The sequence below is a fragment of the Streptococcus oralis genome (assembly GCF_003943415.1).
In the GTDB taxonomy this organism is placed as follows: Bacteria; Bacillota; Bacilli; order Lactobacillales; family Streptococcaceae; genus Streptococcus; species Streptococcus oralis_BJ.
This window is the reverse complement of sequence record NZ_RJPK01000001.1, coordinates 195,974-221,120: the sequence shown is the minus strand read 5'-3', so window position 1 is coordinate 221,120 and position 25,147 is coordinate 195,974. Positions and strand designations below refer to the sequence as shown.

Here is a 25,147-nt window from a genome sequence, read left to right as displayed (position 1 = left end):
ATTTCTTATTCCTTTTCTTCGATATTGTTTGAAACTGTTGTTCCGATATTTTCACCAAATACGACACGTTTAATATTGCCTGGTTGGTTCATGTTGAAGACAACCAAGTCGATGTCGTTATCCATAGAGAGGGTTGAAGCTGTTGAGTCCATGATACGGAGACCTTTGTTGATAACGTCACGGTGGGTCAATTCTTCAAACTTAACGGCTGTCTTGTCTTTCTTAGGATCGGCATTGTAAACACCATCTACGCCATTTTTAGCCATAAGGATGGCATCCGCTTCAATTTCAGCCGCACGAAGGGCCGCTGTTGTATCTGTTGAGAAGTAAGGTGAACCAATCCCAGCACCAAAGATAACGATACGGCCTTTTTCAAGGTGACGAAGAGCACGTCCACGAACATAAGGCTCAGCCACTTGTTGCATAGAAATAGCTGTTTGCACACGCGTATCGACACCAACTTGTTGCAATGAATCTGCCATTACAAGAGCATTCATAACGGTCCCAAGCATTCCAGTGTAATCTGCCTGAACGCGGTCCATTCCTGCTTCTGCTGCAGGTTCTCCACGCCAGAGATTTCCTCCACCAATAACAAGGGCAATTTCGATACCTAGACTATGAACTTCTTGAATCTCTTTTGCGATTTTTTGAACTGTTTGGATATCAATCCCTACGCCACGTTCACCGGCAAGGGCTTCACCTGATAACTTGATTAAAATACGTTTATACTTGGGATTCGCCATTTTTACTCTCCTTTTTTTATCCTACCTATTTTATCACAATTTCTAAGATTTTTATAGTATCATGAGCAATTCTTTCAAAAAAATTAGACAGTTAAAAATTCCTCTAAGTCAGTAAGAGCACGCTCTGCAATTTTTTCATAACGAGCCTTCTTATCACGGATACGCTCGCCTTCCAACTCCTTGATAATCCCGAAATTGACATTCATGGGTTGGAAATGCTTGCTGTCAGCATGGGTGATGTAATGAGCTAGACTGCCAATCGCTGTTGTCTCTGGGAAAATTGCCTCACTTTCTCCCTTGAAAAGACGAGCCGCGTTAATACCTGCAACTAAGCCTGAAGCTGCTGACTCGACATAGCCTTCCACACCAGTCATTTGACCAGCAAAGAAGAGATTTGGCTGTTTCTTCGAACGATAGGTCTGCTCAAGAAGATTTGGTGAATCCATGTAAGAATTGCGGTGCATGACTCCATAACGAACAAACTCCGCATTTTCAAGACCTGGAATCATTTGAAAAACACGCTTTTGCTCTCCCCATTTGAGATGGGTCTGGAAACCGACGATATTGTAGAGACTACCAGCCGCATTATCCTGACGGAGCTGGACAACCGCATACGGAGTCTTAAACTCCCCATCACGCGGACCTGTGTAGTCATCTGGGTACTCCAGACCGACTGGTTTCATAGGACCATAAAGCATGGTTTTAATACCACGTTTTGCCATGACTTCGATCGGCATACAACCTTCAAAGTACTTTTCTTTTTCAAAAGAATTGAGCGGAGCTTCTTCTGCATGGACCAAGGCTTCATGGAAATCCATAAACTCTTGCTTGGTCATAGGAGCATTGAGATAGGCCGCTTCTCCCTTATCATAACGGGACTTGAGATAGACCTTGCTCATATCAATAGTATTAACATCGATGATAGGCGCTGCCGCGTCATAGAAATAGAAGCCATCGCCGTCATTAAGGGCATGAATCTTTTCGGCCAAGGCATCACTGGTCAAAGGACCAGTCGCTACAACTGTAATAACATCTGTCGGCAATTCTGTAATTTCATCACGCACTACTTCGATTAAGGGATGGTTGGCTACTTTCTCGGTCACCATCTGTGAGAAACCTTCTCGGTCCACCGCAAGAGCACCACCAGCAGGAACACGGGTTGCTTCGGCAGATTCCAAGATGACAGAACCCAAGCGACGCATTTCCTCCTTGAGGAGCCCGACCGCATTTGTCAGGGAATCGCCACGAAGAGAATTGGAACAAACTAACTCTGCAAAATTGTCTGTTTTGTGCTGAGGTGTTGACTTGACACCACGCATTTCATAGAGTTTAACTGGAATACCACGCTCTGCGATTTGGTAGGCAGCTTCAGACCCCGCTAAACCTGCTCCGATAACATTGATATAAGATTGAGACACGACACTAATACCTCTTTGGGTGGAAACTAAGTCCAAATAAAAACAAGCTACTAGACTGTTTGACACCCACAAATCTTTCTTAATTTTCTTTTACTAGTATAACAAAAAAAGGGAAGAAGGCAAACTTCCCTGTTTAGTCATTTTCTTAATTTTCTTCCCAGTCGTGATAAGCAGCGTAGAGTTGACTTTTATTCCTCTGATAAAGTTTAGCGACTTCCTTAATGGCTTGATTTTTCTTCATTCCTTGCTGGATATGAGATTGGATTTCTGAAAACAAGGCCTCCTCGTCCTTTTCCTCCACATCCTGACTGGCACCTTCAACGATGAGAAGGCACTCGCCCTTGAGCGGCGTCTCGGCAATGCTTTCCAGCAATTCAGAGATCTTTCCTCGTTGGTATTCTTCATAGATTTTGGTCAACTCCCTAACCAAGACAACCGAGCGGTTACCGTAGACTTCTAGAATATTTTCCAATGTATCCGCTACACGATGGGGCGATTCATAGAAAATCTGAGTTTCAGGATAGTCTTTTTTGGCTTGAAAAAAATGCTTTTGCTGGCCTGATTTTCTAGGTAAGAAACCGTAAAAGATATGTGGTTGTGGTGCTAGGCCGCTGGCAATCAAGGCAGAAATCCCTGCGCTGGCACCTGGAACTGTGACAACTGCAATCTCTTCCTCGATGGCTGCCTTGACCAAATCATGCCCAGGATCCGAAATACTAGGCAGACCCGCATCAGAGACCTGAGCAATACTTTGTCCCGCCTTCAGAAAACCAATCAAATCAGGAATTTTTTCCTTGGCATTGTGCTCATGAAAACTGATCTGCTTGGTGGAAATATCAAAATGCTTGAGCAAAAGACCTGTATTGCGCGTGTCCTCAGCCGCAATACAATCCACTTCTTTCAGGGTTTTGATGGCACGAAAAGTCATATCATCTAAATTGCCAATTGGCGTTGCCACTAGGTAAAGCTTGCCATAGGGAGTTTGCCCCTTAAAACTTTTTTGAATCTGCATGCTTACTCCCTGTATAACAACTCGTCACAGAACATACATTCCTCGTCCTGCTCTCGGCGTTGTCCATAAAAATCATTACATACGTGAAACCCGTCTTTATAGATCCGACGGACGCTTTCACGAACATGCTTGGCCTTGACGGGAGCATCTGCTTCCACCTCGCCCAAGCGTTCGCGCAACTTACTATTTTCCAATCGAAGAGCTGTATTTTCCTCTACCAAGCTTTTGAGATTTTTCTTGATGGCTTCCACATCGGCCAAGGTCACCAATAACTGTTGGGAAAAATCATCCAGCGCGTCAAATAATTCTTTTTTGTCCATAAACCAGCCCTTTCCTTTCTTTATCGTTTATTTTTGAGTTTACATTTCTTTTAAGACCAGATATTCCATGGCATTTTGAAAGCTGACATTGGCTTGCCACATTTTTCTAGCTTCTAGCAAATCTTGTAGAATCACCCGTACTCTTGCTTGCAAGATATCTTGTCCACAGAGGACTTCAAGAATCCGTAAAACCTGATCCTGTTTTTCCTTGTCATCTGTTAAGTTAGCTAATTTAGCAACCTGCAGATAACTTTCTTTTTTCTTAGTTAATAACCAGGTCAGTAGGCGTTCACTTTCATCGACCAAGATCCAAAAACTTGCCTGATTAGCCAACTTTTCTGCTTCAGCTCGTGACTGACAAAACTGGGCTAAAAGAGTCGCCTTTTTCTTAACCAGTCCCATTTGTTCTAAGAGCAAGATGAGCTTTTCTTCTTGCTTTTTAAAGTGGAAAATCTGCGTCCGACTTCGGATGGTCGGTAATATCTTTTCCTCATCGCTGGTCAAGAAAAAAATATAAACCTCACTCTGGGGTTCTTCGATGACCTTGAGCAGAGAATTGGCTGCGTTGGGATGCATTTTCTCCGCCTGCTTGATAATAAAAACCTGTTGTTGACTTTCAATCCCTGCTTGGGAAAATTGCCCCACCAATTCCCGAATGCGTTCTGTCTTTATGACCTGATTGACTGGCTTAATCAAGGTAACATCGGGAAATTCTTCCTGTTCAATCAGCTTGCAGTTTCGGCATTTCTCACACGGCAAAACGCCTACTTTATCCGTACAAAAGAGACTCTTAGCCAAAAACTGCGCCATTTCCAAGCTTCCAAAGAAACCTGAAAAGAGATAGGCATGATTGAGCTGGTCTTGTTCTAGGATACGGACAAAACGGTCAAACTGGTCTGGCTGCCAAGCCTTTAGTTGTTCTTGTTTCATTTAGCCAAGCCCATTCTGTCAAATAAGACAGCCTTGGTCGTTTCCACAACTTGCTCCAAAGGAAGACTCGCATCAATCTTGACCATGCGATTTCCTTCTTTGTCCAGAAGAGAAAGGTAGCCTTTACGAACTTTTTTGTGCAAGTCTAAGCCTTCCATGTCCAAACGATTGACCTCGCGGTCACTATTAGCAGCAATGCGAGCCAGCCCTTCTTCCACGTCAATATCAAAATAGAGGGTCAAATCGGGTTTGAGGCCATCTGTCGCAAACTGATTGAGCCAATCAATGGCATCAATATCCAAGCCACGACCAAATCCCTGATAGGCAACAGAACTATCGATGAAACGGTCCATAATGACCAACCTACCATCTCCAAGAGCTGGAAGAACTTTTTCCACCAAGTGCTGTCTACGACTGGCGATATAGAGAAGGAGTTCCGTTTTAGGATCCATCTGAGTATGACTTGGATCTAAAATCACTTCCCGAATCTTCTCTCCAATCAAGACTCCACCTGGCTCACGGGTCGTCAGCACCTCTACTCCTTTTTCCTCTAAAATTGGGAGCAAAGCCTCTAAAACACTGGTCTTCCCTGCTCCCTCTGGTCCCTCAAGCGAGACTAAAAATCCTTTTGACATGTCTAACTCATTTCTTTTTTTCTACCTTCTATTCTATCAAAAAAATAGGTTTTTGTGACAATCTTTTTGCTTCTTCTCCATTCAACCGACCATAAAAGAGGCTGGGAGTCATCCAACCTCTTATTTACCTAGTTCTTGTGTTCGTTTATAGGCTTGATGAACTGCGTCCATGACTGTGCCTCTAAAGGCATGTTCTTCCAGACTTGCTACACCAGCGATAGTCGAACCTCCTGGGCTACAAACTTGATCTTTCAAAACTCCAGGATGTTGCTGGCTTTCGAGAACCATTTGTCCAGCGCCAACAACTGTTTGGGCTGCCATTTTCAAGGCCGTTTCTCGGGGCAATCCTGTCTGAACACCTGCATCTGCCAAAGCCTCGATAAAGAGGTAGACAAAGGCAGGCCCACAACCTGCAAGACCTGTCGCTGCATCGATTAAGCCATCTCCCAGCTCAACCAAGAGGCCAGCCTTGGCTAAAAGCTGACAAAAGAGCTCACTGTCCTCTACACGACAGTTTGCTGACATGGCATAACTAATCACTCCTTGGCCGATAGCCACTGGAGTATTGGGCATTATGCGAATAATCCGGTGTTGACTTGGCAGAAGACTCGCTAGTTTTTCCAAAGTCAATCCAGCCGCCATAGAAATCAAAAGAGGACTCTCTCTTTTTTCAAGGATGGTCTGGTATTGAGCAAGCAGTTCAGAAAACTGAGCAGGCTTTACTCCTAGAAAAATCACATCTGCTTCTGCGAAGATTTCGTCATTGCTGGAAGCCTGACCTCCAAAGTTGGCAATGAAAGCATCTACTTTCGCTTGACTACGATTGGCAAGAAGAATCTGAGCACCCGTCTTGGCCTGCAAGACAGCCTTGGCCAAGCTAGAACCCATATTCCCCAAACCGATAAATCCAATCTTCATCTCTTACTCCCTTATCTGTCCGTCACCAGTAACCACATACTTGTAGCTAGTCAACTCTTTCAAGCCCATTGGACCACGCGCATGCAGTTTCTGAGTAGAAATCCCCATCTCACATCCAAGACCAAATTGCCCACCGTCAGTGAAACGCGTTGAGGCATTGACATAAACCGCTGCTGAATCTACTTGATCTGTAAAGTAAGTTGCAGCTTCAGCATTTTCCGTCACAATGGCATCCGAATGATGGGTGCTGTGGGCTTCAATATGCGCAACCGCTTCTTCTAAACTACTCACAACCTTAACCGCTAGGACATAGTCTAAAAACTCGGTATCAAAGTCTTGGGCCTCAGCTGCTAGACCTGAAACAAACTGACTTGCTTTGCTATCCAGACGGAATTGAATTGATTCCAGTCCAGCTTCTTTTCGATCTGCAACCAGCACTTGCTCCAAGCGAGGAAGGAAGCTTGTTGCCTTGTCTTCATGAACCAGCAAGACCTCCATGGCATTGCAGACAGAAGGACGACTGGTTTTAGCATTGTTGATGATCGATAGAGCCTTGTCTTCATCTGCATCCTTATCTACATAGACATGGACAATTCCAGTTCCTGTCTCGATAACTGGCACAATGGCATTCTCAACCACGGCATTGATCAAGCCAGCACCTCCACGAGGAATGAGAAGATCTAGATAGCCCTTGGCCTTCATCATGGCATAGCTACTTTCACGACTGGTATCTTCCACTAGTTGAATCACCTCTGGATGTATGGTAGTCGTCTCCAAACCCTTCTTCAGAGCTGTGACAATAGCATGAGCAGTTTGGTAGGCGTCCTTACCACTACGAAGAACGACCGCATTCCCACTCTTGAGTGCCAAAGCAGCCGCATCAGATGTCACATTTGGACGACTTTCATAGATAATACCGATGACCCCCATAGCCACACGCTTCTTAGTAATAACCAAGCCATTTTCAAGCTGACTTGTTTCTAGGACTTCACCAATAGGATCTGGTAAAGCAACCACTTCACGAATACCAGTTGCCATCGCTTCTATACGTCCCGCATCCAAATAAAGACGGTCTAGCATAACATCTGAGATTTTTCCCTTGGCCGCTGCCATATCGAGGGCATTGGCTGCTAAAATCTCCTCAGTAGCTGCCAATAAATGATCAGCCATAGCTAGCAAGGCTTGGTTTTTCACTGCTTCGCTGGCAGTATTGATTGATTTCTTAACAGCCTGTACCTGTTCAAATTGTTCTTGTGTACTTACCATCGTTCACCTCTAAAATTCTGTAAAGAGCAGCTGGATTTCAGGCGTGATGGAAATCCAGTCATCACGGTGAATCAAGACTCCCTTGGCTTTTTGAGAACGGAGCATATCTTCTAGGGCTGAGACACCAAATTGGACACGTCCCTTTCCAAGAGATTGACCTGTTTCTTTATCTGCTACTGTGACAATATCATGGTAAGAGAAGTTCCCTTCCACTTCTACCACACCTGATAAAAGGAGACTTTTTCCATTTTTTGAAAGTGCTTCTGCAGCTCCACCATCTACCCAAATCGTTCCCTGACTTTGAGCATAGAAGGCTAGCCATTGTTTCTGAGTACGAAGGCCCTTCTCTTGCGCAACAAAGAAAGAACCATCCTTTGTCTCGTTCGCCGCCTCAATCAAGGCATCTGATTTCAGGGACGAACAAATATAAACTGGCACACCCGACTCCGTCGCGATCGTAGCTGCTTTGATCTTAGTCAACATCCCACCTGTACCATTAGACGAACCTGCTCCACCAGCCATATCAATAATCTCACGATTGATAGTCTCGATTTTCTCAATACGTTTAGCTCTTGGATCTGAGTTGGGATTGCCAGTATAGAGACCGTCTACATCCGTCAAGAGAACCAAAAGATCTGCCTGAACCATAGCCGCTACCTGAGCACTCAGAGTATCATTGTCCCCAACCTTGAGCTCATCAATAACGACACTGTCATTCTCGTTGATGATAGGAATGGCACCACGATGAAGCAATACAGACAAGGCCTGATGGGCATTCTTATAGCGACGCTTATCTACAAAATCATCCTGTGTCAGCAAGATTTGTGCAGAAACGATCTGGCGCATGAGGAGATTGGTTGTGTATTCTTCTAGGAGCAAACCTTGTCCTACTGCAGCCGAAGCCTGCTTATCTGCAATCTTGGTCGGACGCTTTTTAAAACCCAAAGCTCCAAACCCTGCCGCTACTGCCCCAGATGACACCAAAATCAACTCATGCCCAGCTTCATGCAACATAGCTAATTGTTGGGTAATTGCCTTTACTTTACTTCTTGATAAACTTCCGTCTTCATTTGTCAAGGACGACGTCCCCACCTTAAAGACGATTCGTTTGTACTTCATAGTCTCACTCCGATTCTTCATATTTATCCATTATAACATGAATGCTTTAAAATAGAAAAGACTTGAAATGAAAAAGGTTGAGACAAGACATCTCAACTCTTTTATCTATTCTCAGTTTTACGCAATCTTTCCAGCGTTTCTTTAAAAATCTCTGGAATATCTGCTGTGAACTCCAAGGTTTCACCTGTTCTCGGATGGGTAAAGCCTAGAGTCTTAGCATGGAGGAATTGTCCATGTCCTTTCAAGGTTTTGCGTGGACCATAGACCTCATCACCAGCGACTGGATGGCCAATATAAGCCATATGAACACGGATTTGGTGGGTACGTCCTGTTTCCAGTTGCAACTCTAACAAACTATAATCGCCAAAGCGTTCCAAGACCTGAAAACGGGTCACAGCTGGTTTCCCCTTGGCGGTCACGGCCTGTTTCTTACGGTCTTTTTCGCTCCGACCAATCGGCGCTTCAATCACACCACGATCATTTGGCAGATTGCCGTGAACAATCGCCCAGTATTTGCGTAGAGACTTCTTATCTTTTAGCTCTTGGGCAAGCGTCAAGTGGGCCTCATCATTCTTCGCAATCATGAGCAGACCAGACGTGTCCTTGTCAATGCGGTGAACGATGCCCGGACGAAGAACCCCATTGATACCTGACAGGTCCTTGATATGGTACATGAGAGCATTGACCAAGGTTCCGCTAGTATGACCAGCACTCGGATGCACCACCATGCCTTGAGGTTTGTTAACAACGGCTACATCCTCATCTTGGTAGATAATCTCGAGCGGCAGATTCTCAGCCACATATTCTAAAACCTCTGGTTCTGTCACATAGTAGGTGACGATATCCCCCTCTTGGACAGTGTATTTGGCTTTCTTTACTTGCCCATTCACCAAGACTTGTCCAGCCTTAATTTGTTCATTCGCGAGACTGCGTGACAATTCTGTCAGGTCCGACAGAGCCTTGTCTAGACGTTGCCCACCAGTTTCAATTTTTATTTCCATTTACTTCCTCTTTAAGCATTGCAATCAATAAAACAATCACGCCGACTGTCAAATAGCTATCAGCAACATTGAAAATCGCAAAGTTGATAAAGTCTAGGTGAAACATATCCACCACAAAACCTTGACTCATTCTGTCGATAAAGTTGCCCAGACCTCCCGCGATTATCAAAGTCAGTCCAAAAACCAACCAGAGAGAATCCTCCATGTGTTTATGTAGATACCAAATGGCACCCACCATGACGACCAGTGTAATGACAGCAAATAACCACTGCTGATCTTGCAGCATGGAGAAGGCTGCTCCTCTATTTTGCAGATAGGTCAAGCTAACGAGATTGGGGATCCACGAACGAACTTCACCTAGTGGAATCTGCTGGACAACATAGGCTTTAACCCACTGATCCAACCCAATCAAAAGCAGTACAATGACTGCTACTATTCCTCTTTTTTTCATGATTTCCTCTTCTGATCAAAATATTCTTGCATAACCTCAACGAAAAGAGTCCCAGCTTGACTAAGTTCCACTTCTTCCCGTTTGACATAGACCATGCGGTTATCTAGATTATCCTTGAGACGAATGACTGTGATGCCATTAACACTGTCACTATCTAAAAACCCAGATCCAGTCGCATAAGCATCCGTCCGCTCCAAAATACCATTCAAAGTAGCACGATCCGTCACATTGAACATCTGCGAGCTTGCGCTTGTGTCGACAAAGTTCTCTGAATAGTATAGATACTCATCCTTTTCCTGAGTAAAACGAACCGTTGGCAGATCCGCTAAATCCTCCATGACCAATTCCTCTTTCTGTGCTAAAGGATGCCCTTCACGAAGATAAATGTGAGTCTGGAAAGGAATTAGTTCAATAACTTCTAAACCAAGCTTTTCAACCCGTTGCATGATGCCCTTTTTATTTTGGTTGTTGAGGTAGATAATCCCAATCTCACTATGTCCTTGAGCCACTTCGTCTAAAATTTGAACTGTAGTAGACTCAAAAATACGAAAGTTCTTATAATCAGGATAACGTTCTGAAAAAGCCGTAATGGTTGGTGGCAAGAAGTCATAGTGCTGACTGGCAATGGAAAATTCATCCTTTTCTTCCTCAGGATTGGCATACTGATTTTGAAAAACATCAAAGCCTTTGACCAATTCTTGCGCTTTCTCATAAAATTCCATTCCACGACGAGTCAAAAATGTTCCCGAACTCGTCCGACGGAAAATCTTAAAACCAAGCTCTTTTTCCAAATCGCGCACAGAAATAGACAGACTCGGCTGACTAACATACATCTTTTCAGCAGCTTCACGGAAAGTACCACTATTGGCAATGGCCACAACATAGCGTAATTGTTGAATGTTCATCTTTTACCCCCCAACTTCTCTATCTGTTCATTATACCATATTTTAGAAGTTTTCCACCTAGGAAAAATAATGTCACTCACAAAATTCATCTACACTAGTAACAAAGAATTATGGATATCAAAACAAAAAAATAGGCTCTCCGAAAACTCGGAAAGCCTCATTTAATGCTACTTCTAGCTTCCTCGCCTTTTCATTTCAAGGCTCGGGATAAAAAGGTTTACTGGACCTTTTTATTTTGCGATTGGGTAAACAGAAACCTGCTTTTTATCGCGACCTTTACGTTCAAAGCGTACTACGCCTTCAACTTTAGCGAACAAAGTATCGTCTCCACCACGTCCAACGTTTACACCTGGATAGATGTGTGTACCACGTTGACGGTAAAGGATTGATCCACCTGTTACAGTTTGTCCGTCAGCTGCTTTAGCTCCAAGACGTTTCGCTTGTGAATCACGTCCGTTTGATGTAGAACCTCCACCTTTTTTGTGGGCGAAAAGTTGCAAGTTGTTAAGAGTCATTTTTAACATAATGTTTTCCTCCGTGTTAGTTTTCTGTGATAACTCTGGTTTGGACGAACTCAGAAGAGTTCTCCGATAAGTTTGCCATACCTAAGAAAAATGATTCGAAGAATAACTGGGTCATTTCTCTCTGGTGTGAAGGAAGATCCGCTGGTATATCAACCTTTAGATAGCCACCTTCATCTTCGTTTAATTCTAAGATTGGTTCATAGCCTGCAAATTTCTCAATAGAATTGATAAAGTTAATGGCAAGCGTAGAAACCGATGCACACACGACATCTAAGCCGTATTCGCCACTTTCGGCGTGTCCAGTAATTTCCGCACTCCTCAGCTCGCCATCTTCGGCTCTCTCAAAGACTGCTTGTATCATGTGTTCTCCTTAAAATTAAGCGTTGATCGCGTTGATGACAACTTTTGTATATGGTTGACGGTGACCTTGTTTACGGTGACTACCTTTTTTAGGTTTGTACTTGTAAGTAACAACTTTCTTTTGTTTTCCTTGTTTTTCAACAGTTCCAACTACAGTAGCTCCAGCAACAAGTGGAGTTCCGACAACAGTGTTTTCACCACCAACAAGAACAACCTCGTTAAAAGTAACTTCTTGACCAGCTTCAACGTTCAATTTTTCAACGTAAACTGCTTGACCAACTTCAACTTTAACTTGTTTTCCGCCAGTTTTGATAATTGCGTATGTGCTCATTATGCACCTCCTATGATTTTTAGGGTTTCCCCGTATTTTTGTGAAGACTCGCCTAGCATCGTGGGACGAACCACTTAAAAGAAGAGCTCTAAGTATAACAAAGTTTAAATTTGTTATACGACGAGCAAACGATGTTCGTGCGGTTGCACAGGACTGTGCATAGTCAACTCTTCAAGTATAGCATATCTTCTCTTTTCTTACAAGCGAAATCAATCAAATTTAAGCTTTTTCTTTCCCTTTTTTTCTCCAAGAAGCAAAAAGCATACTGATGTAAAAGATGCTCATCATCAGGGGAACACCTAGAATTGTCTTCTCCTGATAGTAAATCGTCAAATAAGCCGAAAAAATGACTCCAAAGACAAAACTGCTAAGCAAGCTAACAAAAATCAAGCCCTCTCGTAGGAAAGGCGTATGTTTGGTTCGGAAATAATCCCCAAAAGCTAACATGGTTCGTTTGATATTCCCTGTCATAAAAGCATTATTATAGGCAATACCTGACACTTCTCCAAAAGCAGTTGTCACCAGTCCCATACAGAAGGCCAATGGCGGTACGAGATAGATATTATCAACCGTTTGTGGCACAAAACCTATAATTAAGGACAGGATTGCAAGTGGAATCAAGGACAAAATCGGCTTTTTAACAATTCGTAGTTTTTCCTTATACAATGTCAGAAAAAAAACACCCATCATAAAGAAAAACAAAGTCATTACTTTAGCACTGGCATCCGAGACATTCTGTTGAATGAGTCCTACAGAGAGAAAAACAACATTCCCGGTTTGTCCAGCCACAAGGGTGTTCCCTCGAACGATAAAGGTATAGGCATCGACATATCCTGCACAAAAAGTCAAAAAAAGCGCTAGTCTCTTAGACTGACGTGATATTTTTCTTATTGGTAATAATCTCATTTTCTCTCCCATTTCAGTTTCATTTACTCATTTCAATATTGTACCACTTTCTCCAAGAAATGCGTAGTCCATTTGAAAATTTTTACCATCTGTTGGATAGTCCTTCTTTTCTATGTTATAATGAAGGAAGGATTTGAAGTCGGAAAAGGAGTATCTATGCTTAAATTAGGTGTCATCGGAACAGGGGCTATCAGCCATCATTTCATAGAAGCAGCCCATGCTAGCGGAGAATACCAGCTAGTTGCAGTCTATTCTAGAAAGCTAGAAACTGCCGCAACCTTTGCTTCTCGGTATCAGGATATCCAACTCTTTAATCAATTAGAAGACTTCTTTAAGTCTTCCTTTGATGTAGTCTATATCGCTAGTCCAAACTCCTTGCATTTTGATCAAGCCAAGGCTGCCTTGTCTGCTGGTAAGCACGTCATTCTTGAAAAGCCAGCTGTCACTCAGCCACAAGAATGGCTGAATCTAATTCAAACGGCTGAGGAAAATAATTGTTTTATCTTTGAAGCAGCAAGAAACTACCACGAGGAAGCTTTTACCACTATCAAGAATTTTTTGGCAGACAAGCAAATCTTAGGCGCAGATTTCAACTATGCCAAATATTCATCAAAGATGCCTGACTTGTTGGCGGGACAGACGCCTAATGTCTTTTCAGATCGTTTTGCTGGCGGAGCTCTTATGGACTTGGGGATTTATCCTCTCTACGCTGCCGTTCGCCTCTTTGGAAAAGCTCAGGACGCGATCTATCAGGCTCAACAGCTTGACAATAGCATTGACCTAAATGGTGATGGTATCCTCTTCTACCCAGATTTTCAAGTTCACATTAAGGCTGGGAAAAACATCACTTCCAATCTTCCTTGCGAGATTTATACAGCAGATGGAACCTTGACCCTTAACACGATTGAACATGTCCGCTCAGCTATTTTTAGCGACCACCAAGGAAATCAAGTCCAACTCCCTATCCAACAGGCTCCTCATACGATGGCTGAGGAAGCAGCTGCATTTGCACACATGATCCAGCAACCAGACCAGACACTTTACCAGAACTGGCTGGATGATGCAGGTTCTGTTCATGACCTATTATATACCATGCGCCAGACTGCTGGCATTAGATTCGAGGCAGAAAATGAAAACTAAACTACCGACTGAATGGCAAGAACTGAGCGACCAGCTCGGTTTCCAAGAATTCACCCCCATTCAAACTCAACTATTTGAGCCCATTCTTACTGGAGAAAACCTCCTAGGAGTGAGCCCAACAGGAACTGGTAAGACACTAGCTTACCTCTTGCCAAGTCTACTCAGACTGAAAAAGAAAAAAGCCCAACAACTCTTGATTCTAGCACCAAATACAGAACTGGCTGGACAGATTTTTGACGTGTGTAAAACGTGGGCAGAAGCCATCGGTTTGACTGCTCAGCTCTTCTTATCAGGTTCCAGTCAGAAACGCCAGATTGAGCGACTTAAAAAAGGACCAGAAATTCTGATTGGAACTCCCGGCCGTATCTTTGAGTTGATTAAATTGAAAAAAATCAAGATGATGAATGTGGAAACCATCATCCTGGATGAATTTGACCAATTGCTCGATGATTCTCAGATTCACTTTGTCGAAAAAATCACTCACTACGCACCTCGTGACCACCAACTCATCTACATGAGTGCGACGACCAAGTTTGGCCAAGAAAAGATTGCACCAAACACGCGCACCATCGACCTTTCTGACCAAAAGTTAGACAACATCCAACATTTCTATATGCAGGTAGACCAACGTCATCGAGTGGACATGCTACGAAAATTAGCTCATGTAGAGGATTTCCGTGGTCTGGTCTTCTTTAACAGCTTGTCAGATCTTGGAAGTGCGGAGGAAAAACTACAGTATCGCGATGTCTTGGCCGTTTCCCTCGCTAGCGATGTCAATGTTAAGTTTCGAAAAGTCATCTTAGAAAAGTTCAAAGACAAGCAACTAACCCTGCTCCTTGCAACTGACCTTCTGGCACGTGGGATTGATATTGATAGCCTAGAATGTGTCGTAAACTTTGATGTTCCTAGAGAAATGGAAACTTACACTCACCGCGCTGGCCGTACAGGTCGCATGGGTAAAGAGGGCTATGTTATCACTCTCGTAACCCATCCTGAAGAACTTAAAAAACTCAAGAAATTCGCAAGTGTAGGTGAAATTGTTCTAAAAAACCAAGAACTCTATATCAAATAAGGTTAGCATTCGCCAACCTTTTTCTTATCCCCAAGTAATTTCTAATTGATAACTGGCAAAAGGATGTCCCTCTTGATTTTGCAGTTGATAGGCGAGCTCAATCTTTTGCCCATCCAGTTTGTAGTGACTTGTCTGAATGATAAACTCCTGCATCCCCATTGGAGTAGGAATATAGGCCAAACTATCACTATCCTTTAGAAATCGCATGATGGTTTTGGGACTCGAGAAACGGGTCATCACCAGTTCTTCTTCATGAAACTTGAGAACCACTTTTTCTTTTTCCTCATTATAGAAAAGCAGATAGCGATAATCTCCCTTTTCACGCACCTCCACGTCATAGAGTTGGTCAATGACTTCCAACTGTTCATCAAACTGAATCCTATTTCGCATCCGAATCTTCACATCAGGTCCTCTTTCTTCTCTCTTGTCCTACTATTTTACCAAAAAGAGCAGGATTTTGCTATAATGGTCATATGAACGAAAAAGTATTCCGTGACCCAGTTCACAACTATATCCATGTAAACAATCAGGTCATCTATGACTTGATCAATACAAAAGAATTTCAACGTCTGCGCCGTATCAAGCAACTAGGAACTTCCAGTTATACCTTCCATGGTGGGGAGCACAGCCGCTTCTCCCACTGTTTGGGGGTTTATGAGATTGCCCGACGTATCACGGAGATTTTTGAAGAAAAATATCCTGAAGAATGGGATCCTGCTGAGTCTCTCTTGACTATGACTGCTGCTCTCCTACATGACCTTGGGCATGGTGCCTACTCCCATACTTTTGAACATCTCTTTGATACAGATCATGAGGCCATTACTCAGGAAATCATCCAAAGCCCTGAAACAGAGATTCACCAAGTCCTGCTTCAAGTAGCGCCAGATTTTCCAGAAAAGGTGGCCAGTGTCATTGACCACACCTATCCTAACAAGCAGGTCGTGCAACTCATTTCTAGCCAGATTGATGCGGATCGCATGGACTATCTCTTGCGTGACTCTTATTTTACAGGAGCATCTTACGGAGAATTTGACCTGACTCGAATTCTCCGAGTGATTCGTCCTATCGAAAATGGTATCGCCTTTCAACGCAATGGCATGCATGCCATTGAAGACTATGTTCTCAGTCGCTACCAGATGTATATGCAGGTTTATTTTCACCCAGCAACACGCGCCATGGAAGTTCTCCTACAGAATCTCCTCAAACGCGCCAAGGAACTCTTTCCTGAAGACAAGGACTTCTTTGCACGAACTTCCCCACATTTGTTACCTTTTTTTGAAAAGAGAGTTACCCTATCTGACTATCTGGCTCTTGATGATGGCGTGATGAATACCTACTTCCAACTCTGGATGACCAGTCCTGACAAGATTCTCGCAGACTTGTCGCAGCGCTTTGTCAACCGTAAGGTCTTCAAATCCATTACTTTTTCTCAAGAAGATCAAGACCGACTCGCAACCATGAGACAACTGGTTGAAGACATCGGATTTGATCCCGACTACTACACAGCCATTCATAAGAACTTTGACCTTCCTTATGATATCTATCGTCCCGAATCTGAAAATCCACGGACACAGATTGAGATTCTACAGAAAAATGGAGATCTGGCAGAACTCTCTAGCCTGTCTCCTATCGTTCAATCCCTTGCTGGCAGTCGCCACGGAGATAATCGTTTCTATTTCCCAAAAGAAATGTTGGACCAAAACAGTATCTTCGCAAGCATTACCCAGCAATTTTTACACTTGATTGAGAACGATCATTTTACCCCAAATAAGAACGAATAGAGGAAATATATGAGTATTAAACTAATCGCCGTCGATATCGATGGTACCCTAGTAAACAGTAAAAAGGAGATCACTCCGGAAGTCTTTTCTGCCATTCAAGACGCCAAACAAGCTGGTGTCAAAGTCGTCATTGCAACTGGTCGCCCTATCGCAGGTGTTGCCAAACTTCTGGATGACTTGCAATTGAGAGACGATGGTGACTATGTGGTAACCTTCAACGGTGCCCTTGTCCAAGAGACTGCTACTGGTCATGAGATTATCAGCGAATCCTTGACCTATGAGGATTATCTGGATATGGAATTTCTCAGTCGCAAGCTCGGTGTCCACATGCACGCTATTACCAAGGACGGTATCTATACTGCCAATCGCAATATCGGAAAATACACGGTGCATGAATCAACCCTCGTCAACATGCCCATTTTCTACCGTACTCCTGAAGAAATGGCTGGCAAGGAAATTGTCAAATGTATGTTTATCGATGAACCAGAAATTCTCGATGCTGCGATTGAAAAAATCCCAGCAGAATTTTACGAACGCTACTCTATCAATAAATCTGCTCCTTTCTACCTTGAACTCCTTAAAAAGAATGTAGACAAGGGTTCAGCCATCACTCACTTAGCTGAAAAACTCGGATTGACCAAAGATGAAACCATGGCTATCGGGGACGAAGAAAATGACCGTGCCATGCTGGAAGTCGTTGGTAACCCCGTTGTTATGGAAAATGGAAATCCAGAACTCAAAAAAATCGCCAAATACATCACCAAGTCTAATGACGAATCCGGCGTTGCCCATGCTATCCGTACGTGGGTACTGTAAAAAGGTAAGAATAGACGAAAACCGCTCAGCAGAGCGGTTTTTAGTATGAACATATCACAATGAGGGTAAATCAATAAATTAAATTGCAGTTTTACAGTTACTTAAATCTTGAGAGTGCAAAAATAGGTATTGCTTCCTTAATTGTGGTACTGAATTATAATAAATCACCCTCTTTATTTCCATATTTTATCTCTTTATAATCTCTTTTAATTTTACGATAATTTCATATACAAAGTATAAATAGGAAAGTCTTTATATCTTTCTTTTGTCTCGTTATCCAGTTTATTCCAAAACAAATCAGCTTGCGGTTTCGATTTCAATAACACTGATGAACCGAAACAAAGTTCATAGTTATCATTACTATTTACTAAAATATTGCTTAGAATCTCCATTTCTTTGCTGTTTAATTTACGAACTCTAGATTTTATTTGAAGGTCATTTATTATAGCTATCTCACTATTTTGGGAGTATTTTAAGTTCCAATTAGAAAGACATTGTGCCCAATTAAGCAATAACTCTCTTCTAGAAACATCTTCTGCCATGTCAGCAGCAATAACTATTTTTATAATAGTGTTATTAGCATCTTCAAATTTCAAGTCATTATCAACTAATCTTTGATATGAGGCAATAACCGAATCAAAATTACAATTATCTATTTTTAGCCAATCGTTAGGTTCAAAAACTTCAAAAATTGAAATATCTGAAGAATCTTTACCCTCACCTCTCCTACACCAGGGAATTTCAGTAAAGATATCAATCATAGTTCCGTTCTTATCTATTGTAAAATTATATAAGGCAATAATATGGATATTAGCAATTCTTAGATGAAGTAATTTAGATTCATTATAATCTAAGGCAACCTTCTTCTTTAGAACAAGACCTGAATTAAGGATATTTAGATTTTTTTGAGATTGTTTATCAAAGTAGTTTAGATCAAGATCCTTTTGTACACCCATATTTTCCAAGAAGTTAGAAATCTGTCTCAAATCCTTTATATCGCTATCTAAATTCCGTGAAGTAATATCCGATATTGACTGATTATCTAGTTCTATTTTATTTCCATTGAGATTGAAATATCCTACTCTTCCTAGCTCTTGAAGTACCTCCGTACACTCCATGGCTTTTGAGAGCATATTAGACCTTGTATAATTAAATTTAAATATTTTTTTATTTACATCAAAGGACATTTTAAAGCATTCACCAAAATGTAGTTGTACACTCCCATCAGGGAATCGATGTCTTTTTACATCTTGAAAAGTAAAATCTCCAATTGTAATAATTAAATCAGTTTCCTCGTAAGTTTCGACAACCTTTATTGTATTTTCAAGTGGTATTTCAATACCAGTTAAAGGATCTTTATAATAAATGAAGAGATCGTGTTCTTTCTGATAGTTAAATATCTCTCCTTTTCCTTGTCCATAAAAATAGAATTTAAGATTATTATCGTCAGAGATATCTTCAACTGAGATACCATCAGTATTTATGAAGCTATACTGTCTCTGACTATTATTTATAAAATCCACTAACATTGGATACATCTTTTTTTCATCTAGTTTAAATATCTGTATGGACAGTTTCTTACTATTTGTAGATTTATTTTTTAATTTACTTTTTTTGAGCAAATCTTTTATAGAAAAAGGAGGCAATGATTTATAATAGATTTCTCGTAAGTCATTATTCTCACTCAACCAAACTACAAATAAAACTACGCCGCCATTTGATTTATATAATTCTAAATCTCTAGCATCTAATGGAAAGGATTTTAACACATCTTTTTTCTGTCTAGTGGTTTTAATCTGAACAGGTACTTTACCTAATATTTCGTCTTTCTTCTCACTCGATGATTTAAGAACATGAATTTCTCCATCCCACACTGGAGTTTTATCATTTCTATCAAAATAAGATTGAAGTAACTCATGCTTATCTATAAATGTCGACAGATATGAAACACCTAATGTCTCAATTTTTTTATTATTTGCCAAATCCGCACCTCGAAAAATAGCTCTATATACTTTATATTATAACATTAACAAAGAAAAACTTATATACTATAATTACAACTATTTAACTTAAACTGAATATTATAAACTTAAAAAATACTGTTCATTAATAATTACAAAATAAATAGACCAGTTTCCTGATCTACTTTATTCTATATTCATTGACTTTTGGTCACACTTTGGTCAAAAATTCCAAAAATACTAACTTATTTAAAAAAACTAACTTGTGATGATTGCCTATAAACAAACACTTTGAATTTTCTTTTTTTTCTTTACATTTCTAAAAATGCCCCCTATGGATATTATGGAGCCTATTTTGTTGTAGAAAAAAGTCCCATATCATCTATAATGAAAAGCGACTAAACAACTCATTAGAAACTAAATGGAGGCTAAACAGAACTTATTTTAGAACACTCCATCTTTTCCACTAGGATTTTCAAGAATTAAACAATACTAGAAACTCTGTCTCCTAACAAATTTAGGAGAAACTTCAACAGATGTGACACTTTCCCCTTTAATAATTGCTAAAACACCTTCTATCATTTTTTGGGCTAACATAGCATAATTAGGAGAAATAGTAGACAGAGCTGGAGTATAATATTGCGAAATAGGAATATTATCGAATCCAATTATTGAAATATCATCAGGAATGGTAATCCCCTTCTCATAGCACGCACGAATCAGCCCTTGAACCTTCTCATCCCCTGAAACAAATATCATATCCGGATGATTTTGATTAGATAAATTATTTATAGCATATGAATAAACTGAATCAATTGTAGTTAAACCATAAATAACTTGCAAATCCATTAAATAATTTTTATCAGTCAGAAAAGTACGAATACCTTTTTCACGATCCTTATTAACAAGAGATTCCCCTCCCATAAGTAACAACATACTTTTAATATTCTCTTTTGTTACTAATTCCATCATATCATAAGTTGCTTGAAAATTGTTATTAGATACATAAACAACATCAGGTGTTCGAGATTCTCCAAAAACTATAAAAGGCATATTATTCTTCTGTAAATAATTAATCCGAATATCGTCTTTACTTTCATAAAATACTATTACTCCATCTATTAAGCTTCCTGTACTTGAAATTATTGAATTCCTAATCGTATCTTCTTCACCAAAGTATTCAACAATAGCGTTTACACCAAACTCTTTACAAGTTTGTAGAACTCTATCTAGTAAAGTTTGAAACCAAATCAAGGGAAAAGAATCAATCTTTTTAACGGAAATCAAAATGTTTGTAGTTTCTTTCTTAGTCAAATTTTTTGCATATGCATTTGGAACATACGACAACTCATCAATGACTTTTTGAATAGCTCGATAAGTTTCTTCTTTTACCTTTTCACCACCGTTAATAACACGTGAAACAGTTTTTGGAGAAAAACCTGATAAATGCGCAATATCATAAATAGTTACCTTTTTATCGTTTAAATTTTTCACTTTAGTCCTCCATTTATGATTTATCTAATTTTATTATACAATATTTACTTTTTTTAACAAGAGAATTTAGTAAAATATTTTAATGTATCTTAACAAAAACTTTAATTTCAAAATTTTCTATTTTATACTCTATTCTTCCGATTCAAAAAAATAACATTGACAATTAAAATCTTTATTCTTTACAATTTTTTCTACTTCACAACTGATAAACTTGTATGAAAATAACTTACCACGAAAATATAAAAAATCATTTTCGGTAAAATCCATTGAAACTATAAAAGTATCTAATAACATTTGGACATAGCAGTCTAAGATCGGAATAATCTTTTCCTTAACAATAACTTTTGCTAATATATCATCAGCTGGTAAAGAAGACGAAAATACAATTTCACAAATATCATAAAAAGAATGAAATCTATATACTTGCACTAAAGAATTATATTCAAAATACGTTATTCTTCCACAGTCAAAATTAATATTATATACCTTCATTTATGTTTATCCTTATACTTTGCAAATAATTTCGAGTCAATTATCACCTAAAAAACAAAGGGACAAGAATAACTGCCCCTTTGTTTATTCTATATCAACTAACTTCTTCGACATAAATAACACCAACAATATTTGCTATTTCTTCCATTAGTTTAAGATGTTCAAACTTACCTGAAAGTTCTAGAGTCATAAATGATGCTATTCTTTTGTCTGGAACATCAAAATATTCAATTCTTTCAGAATTAACATCTCCAAAAGCAGTTCTTGAATCATTCAATCGAATTCCATTTTCTGCACAATAAACTAATACTCGATTATATGCCTCAGTAGATTTAACTACAATATATAATTCAATAACTTTTGAACGACTTTGAAGATATTTTTTTAAAGGCTGAAACATAGAAATCACACTCCACACAGAAATAGCTACTAACAGAGCACCTTCATAAAAACCTACTCCAATAGCTAAACCTATTCCTGCAGAAGCCCAGATTCCTGCTGCAGTTGTCAGACCAGTAACCTTCTTTTTATCTGTGATAAGAATTGTTCCAGCTCCAAGAAAACCAACACCAGAAATAACTTGAGCACCTAAACGTGTCGGATCTCCTGTTCCAAACTTATAAGATACAAATTCATTAGTCATCATAATCAAACAAGCAGCCATACAAACGATACTATGTGTACGAATACCTGCTGGTTGAGATTTACTTCCTCTTTCTAAGCCAATAATACTTCCAATGACCAAAGATAACACGACTCTAATAATAATTTCAATGTATGATAGTCCAATGCTGGATGATTGCATTACTATTTCCTTTTCTTACCACGCGGTCTCTGTGTGAAGTACAATACAGTTCCTGAAATAATCATTAGAACAATTGTATAAACAAATACAAGAGCTTGTGCATTAGATGTTGCTGTTTCATCACCTGCAGAACGAATCGTAATACCTAATGGTTGAGCCAATGGATGATAAAGGAATACAGATAAATCGAAATCGGTCAATAAAGAGTTAAAGTTGAGTGCGATAACAGAAAGAACTACCGGCAAGATGAAAGGAATAATAACCTTCATCATTGTGTAAAATGGTGAAGCCCCCATACTTCTAGCAGCATCCTCCATCTCATCATCAACACTAAATAAGATTGCACGTACCATTCTATAAGAGAATGGAATTTTTACAACAATATAAGCGATTAGCAAAATTACTAAACTACCAACTAGAATCTGGTTAAAGACTAAAAGTTGAGGTTGGTTGAAAGTGAACAATAAACTAACTGCTAGAAGTGTACTTGGTAATAGCCAAGGAAGAAGAGCTCCGTATTCGAACAAGAAATCAAATCGAGTTTTATGTTTACGAACTACTCGCGCAAACACAACAGCAAGAACTGTTGCAGTAGTTGCTGCAATGATAGAATATATAAAGCTGACTAGGAATGGAGAAAACGCAACACTATTACTAAAGAACAATCTGTAATTATCAAGAGTAAAGTTTGATAATGATAAGTTTCCTGACTGTATTGCAACTGGGTCAGTAAATGAATACAATACAATGAAAATCAATGGTAACATGAAAACAGTGAACAAAGCATAAGCAACAATATGTGCAATGATATTCCATGGTTTAGATGTGATTTTTTGTTTTTTCAAAGGTGCTTTCGTTTTAGAAATAGAAATATAATTTCCGCCTTTTTCGATCTTGTTCATAATAGTAAGCAAAATCGTAGTGGCAATACCCAAAATAATTGCTAGAAAGGCGGCTAAGTCACGAGAATTTCCCATTCCAGCAAATGTTATGATCATTGGGTTAATAGTTTGGAATTCTTTCCCACCAACAATCATAGGTGCTGCTACTGCTGATAACCCACTTAGAAAAACCATAATTGTAAGAGCGAATAAAGTAGGAATTAGAGTTGGCAATACTACTTTTCTAAACACTGTAAATGGTTTGGCACCCATATTACGTGCAGCTTCAATAGTATGATAGTCTACACTTCGAATTGTATTAGTTAGGAATAAGGTGTGATTAGCAGTACCAGAAAATGTCATAATAAATAGAACTGCACCATAACCAATAAACCAGTTAGGATCTAAAGATGGAATAATACTTTGTAAAAATTTGGTAATCATTCCATATGGTCCATAAACGAATTTATAACCAGTAGCCAAAACTACTCCACCGTAGATTAGTGACGTCATGTATCCTAGTTTTAATATTTTAGCTCCTTTAATATCAAAATATTCTGTAAACAATACACAAAGTACACCAACAACATTAACAGTTATAATTAGTGAGAATGCTAACTTGAAACTGTTAAAAATACTCTGAATCGCACGTTGAGATTTAAAAGCTCGTTGTACGACATCAAGTGAAAACTCCCCACCTTTCACAAATACATTAACTACTAAATCAAAGTTTGGATAAATGATGAAAGTTACCAAGAACCAGATTAAGCCTAAACGAATGAGCCAATCTTTCCAATTTAATTTATGACGCATACTGCCCCTCCTTAAAATTGCAGAACGTCTGATGGTGTGATAAATAATTCCACACTTTCTCCGACAGATCTAATAGCTGACTGACTATCGATACTTGTTACATTAAGAATTTGGTTTTCAGATACCTGAACAGTATAGTGAATTGTAACTCCTGAAAATTCAACATCAATAATTGAACCTTTTAAGACAAAATCCTGATCCGTTTCACGTTTGAAGCGAACTTTTTCTAAACGAATGTAACCTTTTTTATCTTCCAAAAAAACATGAGCATTATTTAGAAGAATTCCGTGAACAGTTTCATCTGTAAGTACGTTAATGTCTCCAATGAAATCACATACAAATTCTGTTTGAGAATTATGATAAATTTCTACTGGTGTCCCCACTTGTTCAATAAAACCATTATTAAAAACAGCAATCCTATCAGATAGCGTTAACGCTTCCTCTTGGTCATGTGTAACATATAGAGTTGTAATTCCCAATTCTTTTTGAAGACGTTTCAACTCTTTTCTCAAATCCACACGTAATTTTGCATCTAGGTTTGACAAGGGTTCATCCAAACATAGGATTTTAGGTTCCAAAACAAGAGCACGAGCTAAAGCTACACGCTGCTGTTGTCCTCCAGATAATTCTGAAACGTTACGTTGCAATTGTTGATCTGAAATCTTAATTTTAGCAGCCACTGCAGAAACCTTGGCTTTAATAACATCTGGAGCAACTTTTTTAACTTTTAAACCAAATGCAATATTATCAAAAACTGTCATTGTTGGAAATAGTGCGTAAGATTGGAATACGATCCCGATTCCACGTTTTTCAGGCTCCAAGTGCGTAACATCTGTGCCATTAACCTCAATACTTCCAGATGAAGGGTCTAGAAAACCTACCAAAGCTCTCAAAGTTGTTGATTTACCACATCCAGAAGGTCCTAGAAAGGTAAAGAATTCTCCTTCCTGAATATCTAAATTAAGATTATCAATCGCGATAAAATCACCATATTTAATTTGAATATTATCAAATTTAATCATATTATTAACTTCCTTTACTAATATATAAAAA

27 protein-coding genes, 1 pseudogene and 1 other annotated feature are annotated in these 25,147 nt (G+C 39.7%); of the genes and pseudogenes, 5 read left to right on the top strand and 23 right to left on the bottom strand.

Going from position 1 to position 25,147, the window contains the following annotated elements; translation table 11 throughout:
- Positions 1-5: 5 nt before the first annotated feature.
- From pyrH to D8801_RS00985, 12 genes are all read right to left on the bottom strand, one after another.
- Complete coding sequence (gene pyrH, locus D8801_RS01040; RefSeq protein ID WP_000002990.1) at positions 6-743, bottom strand: UMP kinase; 738 nt, start codon at positions 741-743, stop codon at positions 6-8.
- 83 nt (positions 744-826) lie between these two features.
- A complete protein-coding gene (gene trmFO / locus D8801_RS01035; RefSeq protein ID WP_125847219.1) occupies positions 827-2,161 on the bottom strand; it encodes a methylenetetrahydrofolate--tRNA-(uracil(54)-C(5))-methyltransferase (FADH(2)-oxidizing) TrmFO in 1,335 nt (444 codons plus the stop codon).
- A 145-nt stretch (positions 2,162-2,306) separates the two neighbouring features.
- The gene (gene rsmI, locus D8801_RS01030) at positions 2,307-3,173 is read right to left on the bottom strand and encodes a 16S rRNA (cytidine(1402)-2'-O)-methyltransferase (RefSeq protein ID WP_125847217.1); all 867 of its coding nucleotides are present in this window, start codon (positions 3,171-3,173) and stop codon (positions 2,307-2,309) included.
- Positions 3,174-3,175: 2 nt separating this feature from the next.
- Positions 3,176-3,493 carry a DNA replication initiation control protein YabA gene (gene yabA / locus D8801_RS01025; protein WP_000358227.1) on the bottom strand — a complete coding sequence of 106 codons (318 nt, stop codon included), beginning with the start codon at positions 3,491-3,493 and terminating at the stop codon, positions 3,176-3,178.
- A 39-nt stretch (positions 3,494-3,532) separates the two neighbouring features.
- On the bottom strand, positions 3,533-4,423 hold the full coding sequence (locus D8801_RS01020) for a DNA polymerase III subunit delta' (RefSeq protein ID WP_125847215.1): 891 nt from the start codon (positions 4,421-4,423) through the stop codon (positions 3,533-3,535).
- Positions 4,420-5,058, bottom strand: coding sequence for a dTMP kinase (tmk, locus tag D8801_RS01015; RefSeq protein ID WP_125847213.1), 639 nt, complete (start codon positions 5,056-5,058; stop codon positions 4,420-4,422). Before tmk ends, D8801_RS01020 begins: the two co-directional genes overlap by 4 nt.
- A 120-nt stretch (positions 5,059-5,178) precedes the next feature.
- A complete protein-coding gene (proC, locus tag D8801_RS01010) occupies positions 5,179-5,976 on the bottom strand; it encodes a pyrroline-5-carboxylate reductase (protein ID WP_125847211.1) in 798 nt (265 codons plus the stop codon).
- Between the two features lie 3 nt (positions 5,977-5,979).
- A complete protein-coding gene (locus D8801_RS01005) occupies positions 5,980-7,242 on the bottom strand; it encodes a glutamate-5-semialdehyde dehydrogenase (protein ID WP_125847209.1) in 1,263 nt (420 codons plus the stop codon).
- Between the two features lie 9 nt (positions 7,243-7,251).
- Entirely contained in the window at positions 7,252-8,361 is a 1,110-nt protein-coding gene (gene proB / locus D8801_RS01000) for a glutamate 5-kinase (protein ID WP_221761544.1), read from the bottom strand.
- A gap of 101 nt (positions 8,362-8,462) precedes the next feature.
- A complete protein-coding gene (locus D8801_RS00995; protein ID WP_125847205.1) occupies positions 8,463-9,362 on the bottom strand; it encodes an RluA family pseudouridine synthase in 900 nt (299 codons plus the stop codon).
- Entirely contained in the window at positions 9,346-9,813 is a 468-nt protein-coding gene (lspA, locus tag D8801_RS00990) for a signal peptidase II (protein WP_000745694.1), read from the bottom strand. The genes D8801_RS00995 and lspA overlap by 17 nt, the downstream gene beginning before the upstream one ends.
- Positions 9,810-10,718, bottom strand: a complete 909-nt coding sequence (locus D8801_RS00985) for a LysR family transcriptional regulator (protein WP_001025717.1) — start codon at positions 10,716-10,718, stop codon at positions 9,810-9,812. Before D8801_RS00985 ends, lspA begins: the two co-directional genes overlap by 4 nt.
- Here D8801_RS00985 and D8801_RS10050 point away from each other — a divergent pair.
- Positions 10,711-10,783 (top strand): annotated as a pseudogene (locus D8801_RS10050) (AraC family transcriptional regulator); the annotation flags it as partial. The gene D8801_RS00985 and the pseudogene D8801_RS10050 sit on opposite strands and share 8 nt — an antisense overlap.
- Positions 10,784-10,948: 165 nt before the next feature.
- Here the strand turns inward: D8801_RS10050 and rpmA are convergent.
- The 4 genes from rpmA to D8801_RS00965 all read right to left on the bottom strand — a co-directional run bounded on the left by rpmA (position 10,949) and on the right by D8801_RS00965 (position 12,839).
- Positions 10,949-11,242, bottom strand: a complete 294-nt coding sequence (rpmA, locus tag D8801_RS00980; RefSeq protein ID WP_000916509.1) for a 50S ribosomal protein L27 — start codon at positions 11,240-11,242, stop codon at positions 10,949-10,951.
- Positions 11,243-11,258: 16 nt separating this feature from the next.
- Positions 11,259-11,603: a ribosomal-processing cysteine protease Prp gene (locus D8801_RS00975; protein ID WP_000613696.1), complete on the bottom strand. Its 345-nt coding sequence runs from the start codon at positions 11,601-11,603 to the stop codon at positions 11,259-11,261.
- Between the two features lie 15 nt (positions 11,604-11,618).
- Positions 11,619-11,933 (bottom strand): 50S ribosomal protein L21, encoded by a 315-nt coding sequence (rplU, locus tag D8801_RS00970; RefSeq protein ID WP_000109141.1) that lies wholly within the window; start codon positions 11,931-11,933, stop codon positions 11,619-11,621.
- Positions 11,934-11,967: 34 nt separating this feature from the next.
- Positions 11,968-12,088 (bottom strand) — a sequence feature (ribosomal protein L21 leader region).
- A gap of 64 nt (positions 12,089-12,152) precedes the next feature.
- The gene (locus tag D8801_RS00965; protein WP_185758477.1) at positions 12,153-12,839 is read right to left on the bottom strand and encodes a YoaK family protein; all 687 of its coding nucleotides are present in this window, start codon (positions 12,837-12,839) and stop codon (positions 12,153-12,155) included.
- A gap of 156 nt (positions 12,840-12,995) precedes the next feature.
- On the opposite strand from D8801_RS00965, the gene D8801_RS00960 reads away from it, so the two are divergent.
- Entirely contained in the window at positions 12,996-13,979 is a 984-nt protein-coding gene (locus D8801_RS00960) for a Gfo/Idh/MocA family protein (protein ID WP_125847201.1), read from the top strand.
- Positions 13,969-15,051 carry a DEAD/DEAH box helicase gene (locus D8801_RS00955; RefSeq protein ID WP_125847199.1) on the top strand — a complete coding sequence of 361 codons (1,083 nt, stop codon included), beginning with the start codon at positions 13,969-13,971 and terminating at the stop codon, positions 15,049-15,051. Before D8801_RS00960 ends, D8801_RS00955 begins: the two co-directional genes overlap by 11 nt.
- 24 nt (positions 15,052-15,075) lie before the next feature.
- On the opposite strand, the gene D8801_RS00950 is transcribed toward D8801_RS00955, so the two are convergent.
- Positions 15,076-15,453, bottom strand: a complete 378-nt coding sequence (locus D8801_RS00950; protein WP_125847196.1) for a YwiB family protein — start codon at positions 15,451-15,453, stop codon at positions 15,076-15,078.
- A 71-nt stretch (positions 15,454-15,524) separates the two neighbouring features.
- Between D8801_RS00950 and D8801_RS00945 the strand changes: the two genes are divergently transcribed.
- Positions 15,525-16,832, top strand: coding sequence for an HD domain-containing protein (locus tag D8801_RS00945; RefSeq protein WP_125448225.1), 1,308 nt, complete (start codon positions 15,525-15,527; stop codon positions 16,830-16,832).
- A gap of 9 nt (positions 16,833-16,841) precedes the next feature.
- The gene (gene yidA / locus D8801_RS00940; RefSeq protein ID WP_125448224.1) at positions 16,842-17,648 is read left to right on the top strand and encodes a sugar-phosphatase; all 807 of its coding nucleotides are present in this window, start codon (positions 16,842-16,844) and stop codon (positions 17,646-17,648) included.
- Positions 17,649-17,860: 212 nt separating this feature from the next.
- Here yidA and D8801_RS00935 read toward each other — a convergent pair whose 3' ends face one another.
- The 6 genes from D8801_RS00935 to D8801_RS00910 form a co-directional block, all read right to left on the bottom strand.
- Entirely contained in the window at positions 17,861-19,630 is a 1,770-nt protein-coding gene (locus tag D8801_RS00935; RefSeq protein ID WP_125448223.1) for a DUF4365 domain-containing protein, read from the bottom strand.
- A 471-nt stretch (positions 19,631-20,101) separates the two neighbouring features.
- Positions 20,102-21,103 (bottom strand): LacI family DNA-binding transcriptional regulator, encoded by a 1,002-nt coding sequence (locus D8801_RS00930; protein WP_125448222.1) that lies wholly within the window; start codon positions 21,101-21,103, stop codon positions 20,102-20,104.
- A gap of 129 nt (positions 21,104-21,232) precedes the next feature.
- A complete protein-coding gene (locus tag D8801_RS00925; protein WP_125450186.1) occupies positions 21,233-21,595 on the bottom strand; it encodes a hypothetical protein in 363 nt (120 codons plus the stop codon).
- A 94-nt stretch (positions 21,596-21,689) separates the two neighbouring features.
- Complete coding sequence (locus D8801_RS00920) at positions 21,690-22,400, bottom strand: MgtC/SapB family protein (RefSeq protein ID WP_084973841.1); 711 nt, start codon at positions 22,398-22,400, stop codon at positions 21,690-21,692.
- Between the two features lie 2 nt (positions 22,401-22,402).
- On the bottom strand, positions 22,403-24,094 hold the full coding sequence (locus tag D8801_RS00915) for an ABC transporter permease (protein WP_084973843.1): 1,692 nt from the start codon (positions 24,092-24,094) through the stop codon (positions 22,403-22,405).
- 11 nt (positions 24,095-24,105) lie between these two features.
- Positions 24,106-25,116, bottom strand: a complete 1,011-nt coding sequence (locus D8801_RS00910; RefSeq protein WP_084973845.1) for an ABC transporter ATP-binding protein — start codon at positions 25,114-25,116, stop codon at positions 24,106-24,108.
- Positions 25,117-25,147: the final 31 nt, after the last annotated feature.

Excerpts from the sequence above, each read along its gene's own strand:
- D8801_RS00945 (WP_125448225.1), top strand. The coding sequence starts at position 15,525 with ATGAACGAAAAAGTATTCCGTGACCCAGTTCACAACTATATCCATGTA.
- D8801_RS00960 (WP_125847201.1), top strand. The coding sequence starts at position 12,996 with ATGCTTAAATTAGGTGTCATCGGAACAGGGGCTATCAGCCATCATTTC.
- lspA (WP_000745694.1), bottom strand. The coding sequence starts at position 9,813 with ATGAAAAAAAGAGGAATAGTAGCAGTCATTGTACTGCTTTTGATTGGG.
- D8801_RS00975 (WP_000613696.1), bottom strand. The coding sequence starts at position 11,603 with ATGATACAAGCAGTCTTTGAGAGAGCCGAAGATGGCGAGCTGAGGAGT.
- proB (WP_221761544.1), bottom strand. The coding sequence starts at position 8,361 with ATGAAGTACAAACGAATCGTCTTTAAGGTGGGGACGTCGTCCTTGACA.
- D8801_RS00925 (WP_125450186.1), bottom strand. The coding sequence starts at position 21,595 with ATGAAGGTATATAATATTAATTTTGACTGTGGAAGAATAACGTATTTT.
- yabA (WP_000358227.1), bottom strand. The coding sequence starts at position 3,493 with ATGGACAAAAAAGAATTATTTGACGCGCTGGATGATTTTTCCCAACAG.
- rpmA (WP_000916509.1), bottom strand. The coding sequence starts at position 11,242 with ATGTTAAAAATGACTCTTAACAACTTGCAACTTTTCGCCCACAAAAAA.
- rplU (WP_000109141.1), bottom strand. The coding sequence starts at position 11,933 with ATGAGCACATACGCAATTATCAAAACTGGCGGAAAACAAGTTAAAGTT.
- D8801_RS00985 (WP_001025717.1), bottom strand. The coding sequence starts at position 10,718 with ATGAACATTCAACAATTACGCTATGTTGTGGCCATTGCCAATAGTGGT.
- D8801_RS00955 (WP_125847199.1), top strand. The coding sequence starts at position 13,969 with ATGAAAACTAAACTACCGACTGAATGGCAAGAACTGAGCGACCAGCTC.
- pyrH (WP_000002990.1), bottom strand. The coding sequence starts at position 743 with ATGGCGAATCCCAAGTATAAACGTATTTTAATCAAGTTATCAGGTGAA.
- D8801_RS01020 (WP_125847215.1), bottom strand. The coding sequence starts at position 4,423 with ATGAAACAAGAACAACTAAAGGCTTGGCAGCCAGACCAGTTTGACCGT.
- tmk (WP_125847213.1), bottom strand. The coding sequence starts at position 5,058 with ATGTCAAAAGGATTTTTAGTCTCGCTTGAGGGACCAGAGGGAGCAGGG.
- proC (WP_125847211.1), bottom strand. The coding sequence starts at position 5,976 with ATGAAGATTGGATTTATCGGTTTGGGGAATATGGGTTCTAGCTTGGCC.
- D8801_RS01005 (WP_125847209.1), bottom strand. The coding sequence starts at position 7,242 with ATGGTAAGTACACAAGAACAATTTGAACAGGTACAGGCTGTTAAGAAA.
- D8801_RS00910 (WP_084973845.1), bottom strand. The coding sequence starts at position 25,116 with ATGATTAAATTTGATAATATTCAAATTAAATATGGTGATTTTATCGCG.
- yidA (WP_125448224.1), top strand. The coding sequence starts at position 16,842 with ATGAGTATTAAACTAATCGCCGTCGATATCGATGGTACCCTAGTAAAC.
- D8801_RS00920 (WP_084973841.1), bottom strand. The coding sequence starts at position 22,400 with ATGCAATCATCCAGCATTGGACTATCATACATTGAAATTATTATTAGA.
- D8801_RS00995 (WP_125847205.1), bottom strand. The coding sequence starts at position 9,362 with ATGGAAATAAAAATTGAAACTGGTGGGCAACGTCTAGACAAGGCTCTG.
- rsmI (WP_125847217.1), bottom strand. The coding sequence starts at position 3,173 with ATGCAGATTCAAAAAAGTTTTAAGGGGCAAACTCCCTATGGCAAGCTT.
- D8801_RS00915 (WP_084973843.1), bottom strand. The coding sequence starts at position 24,094 with ATGCGTCATAAATTAAATTGGAAAGATTGGCTCATTCGTTTAGGCTTA.
- D8801_RS00965 (WP_185758477.1), bottom strand. The coding sequence starts at position 12,839 with ATGAGATTATTACCAATAAGAAAAATATCACGTCAGTCTAAGAGACTA.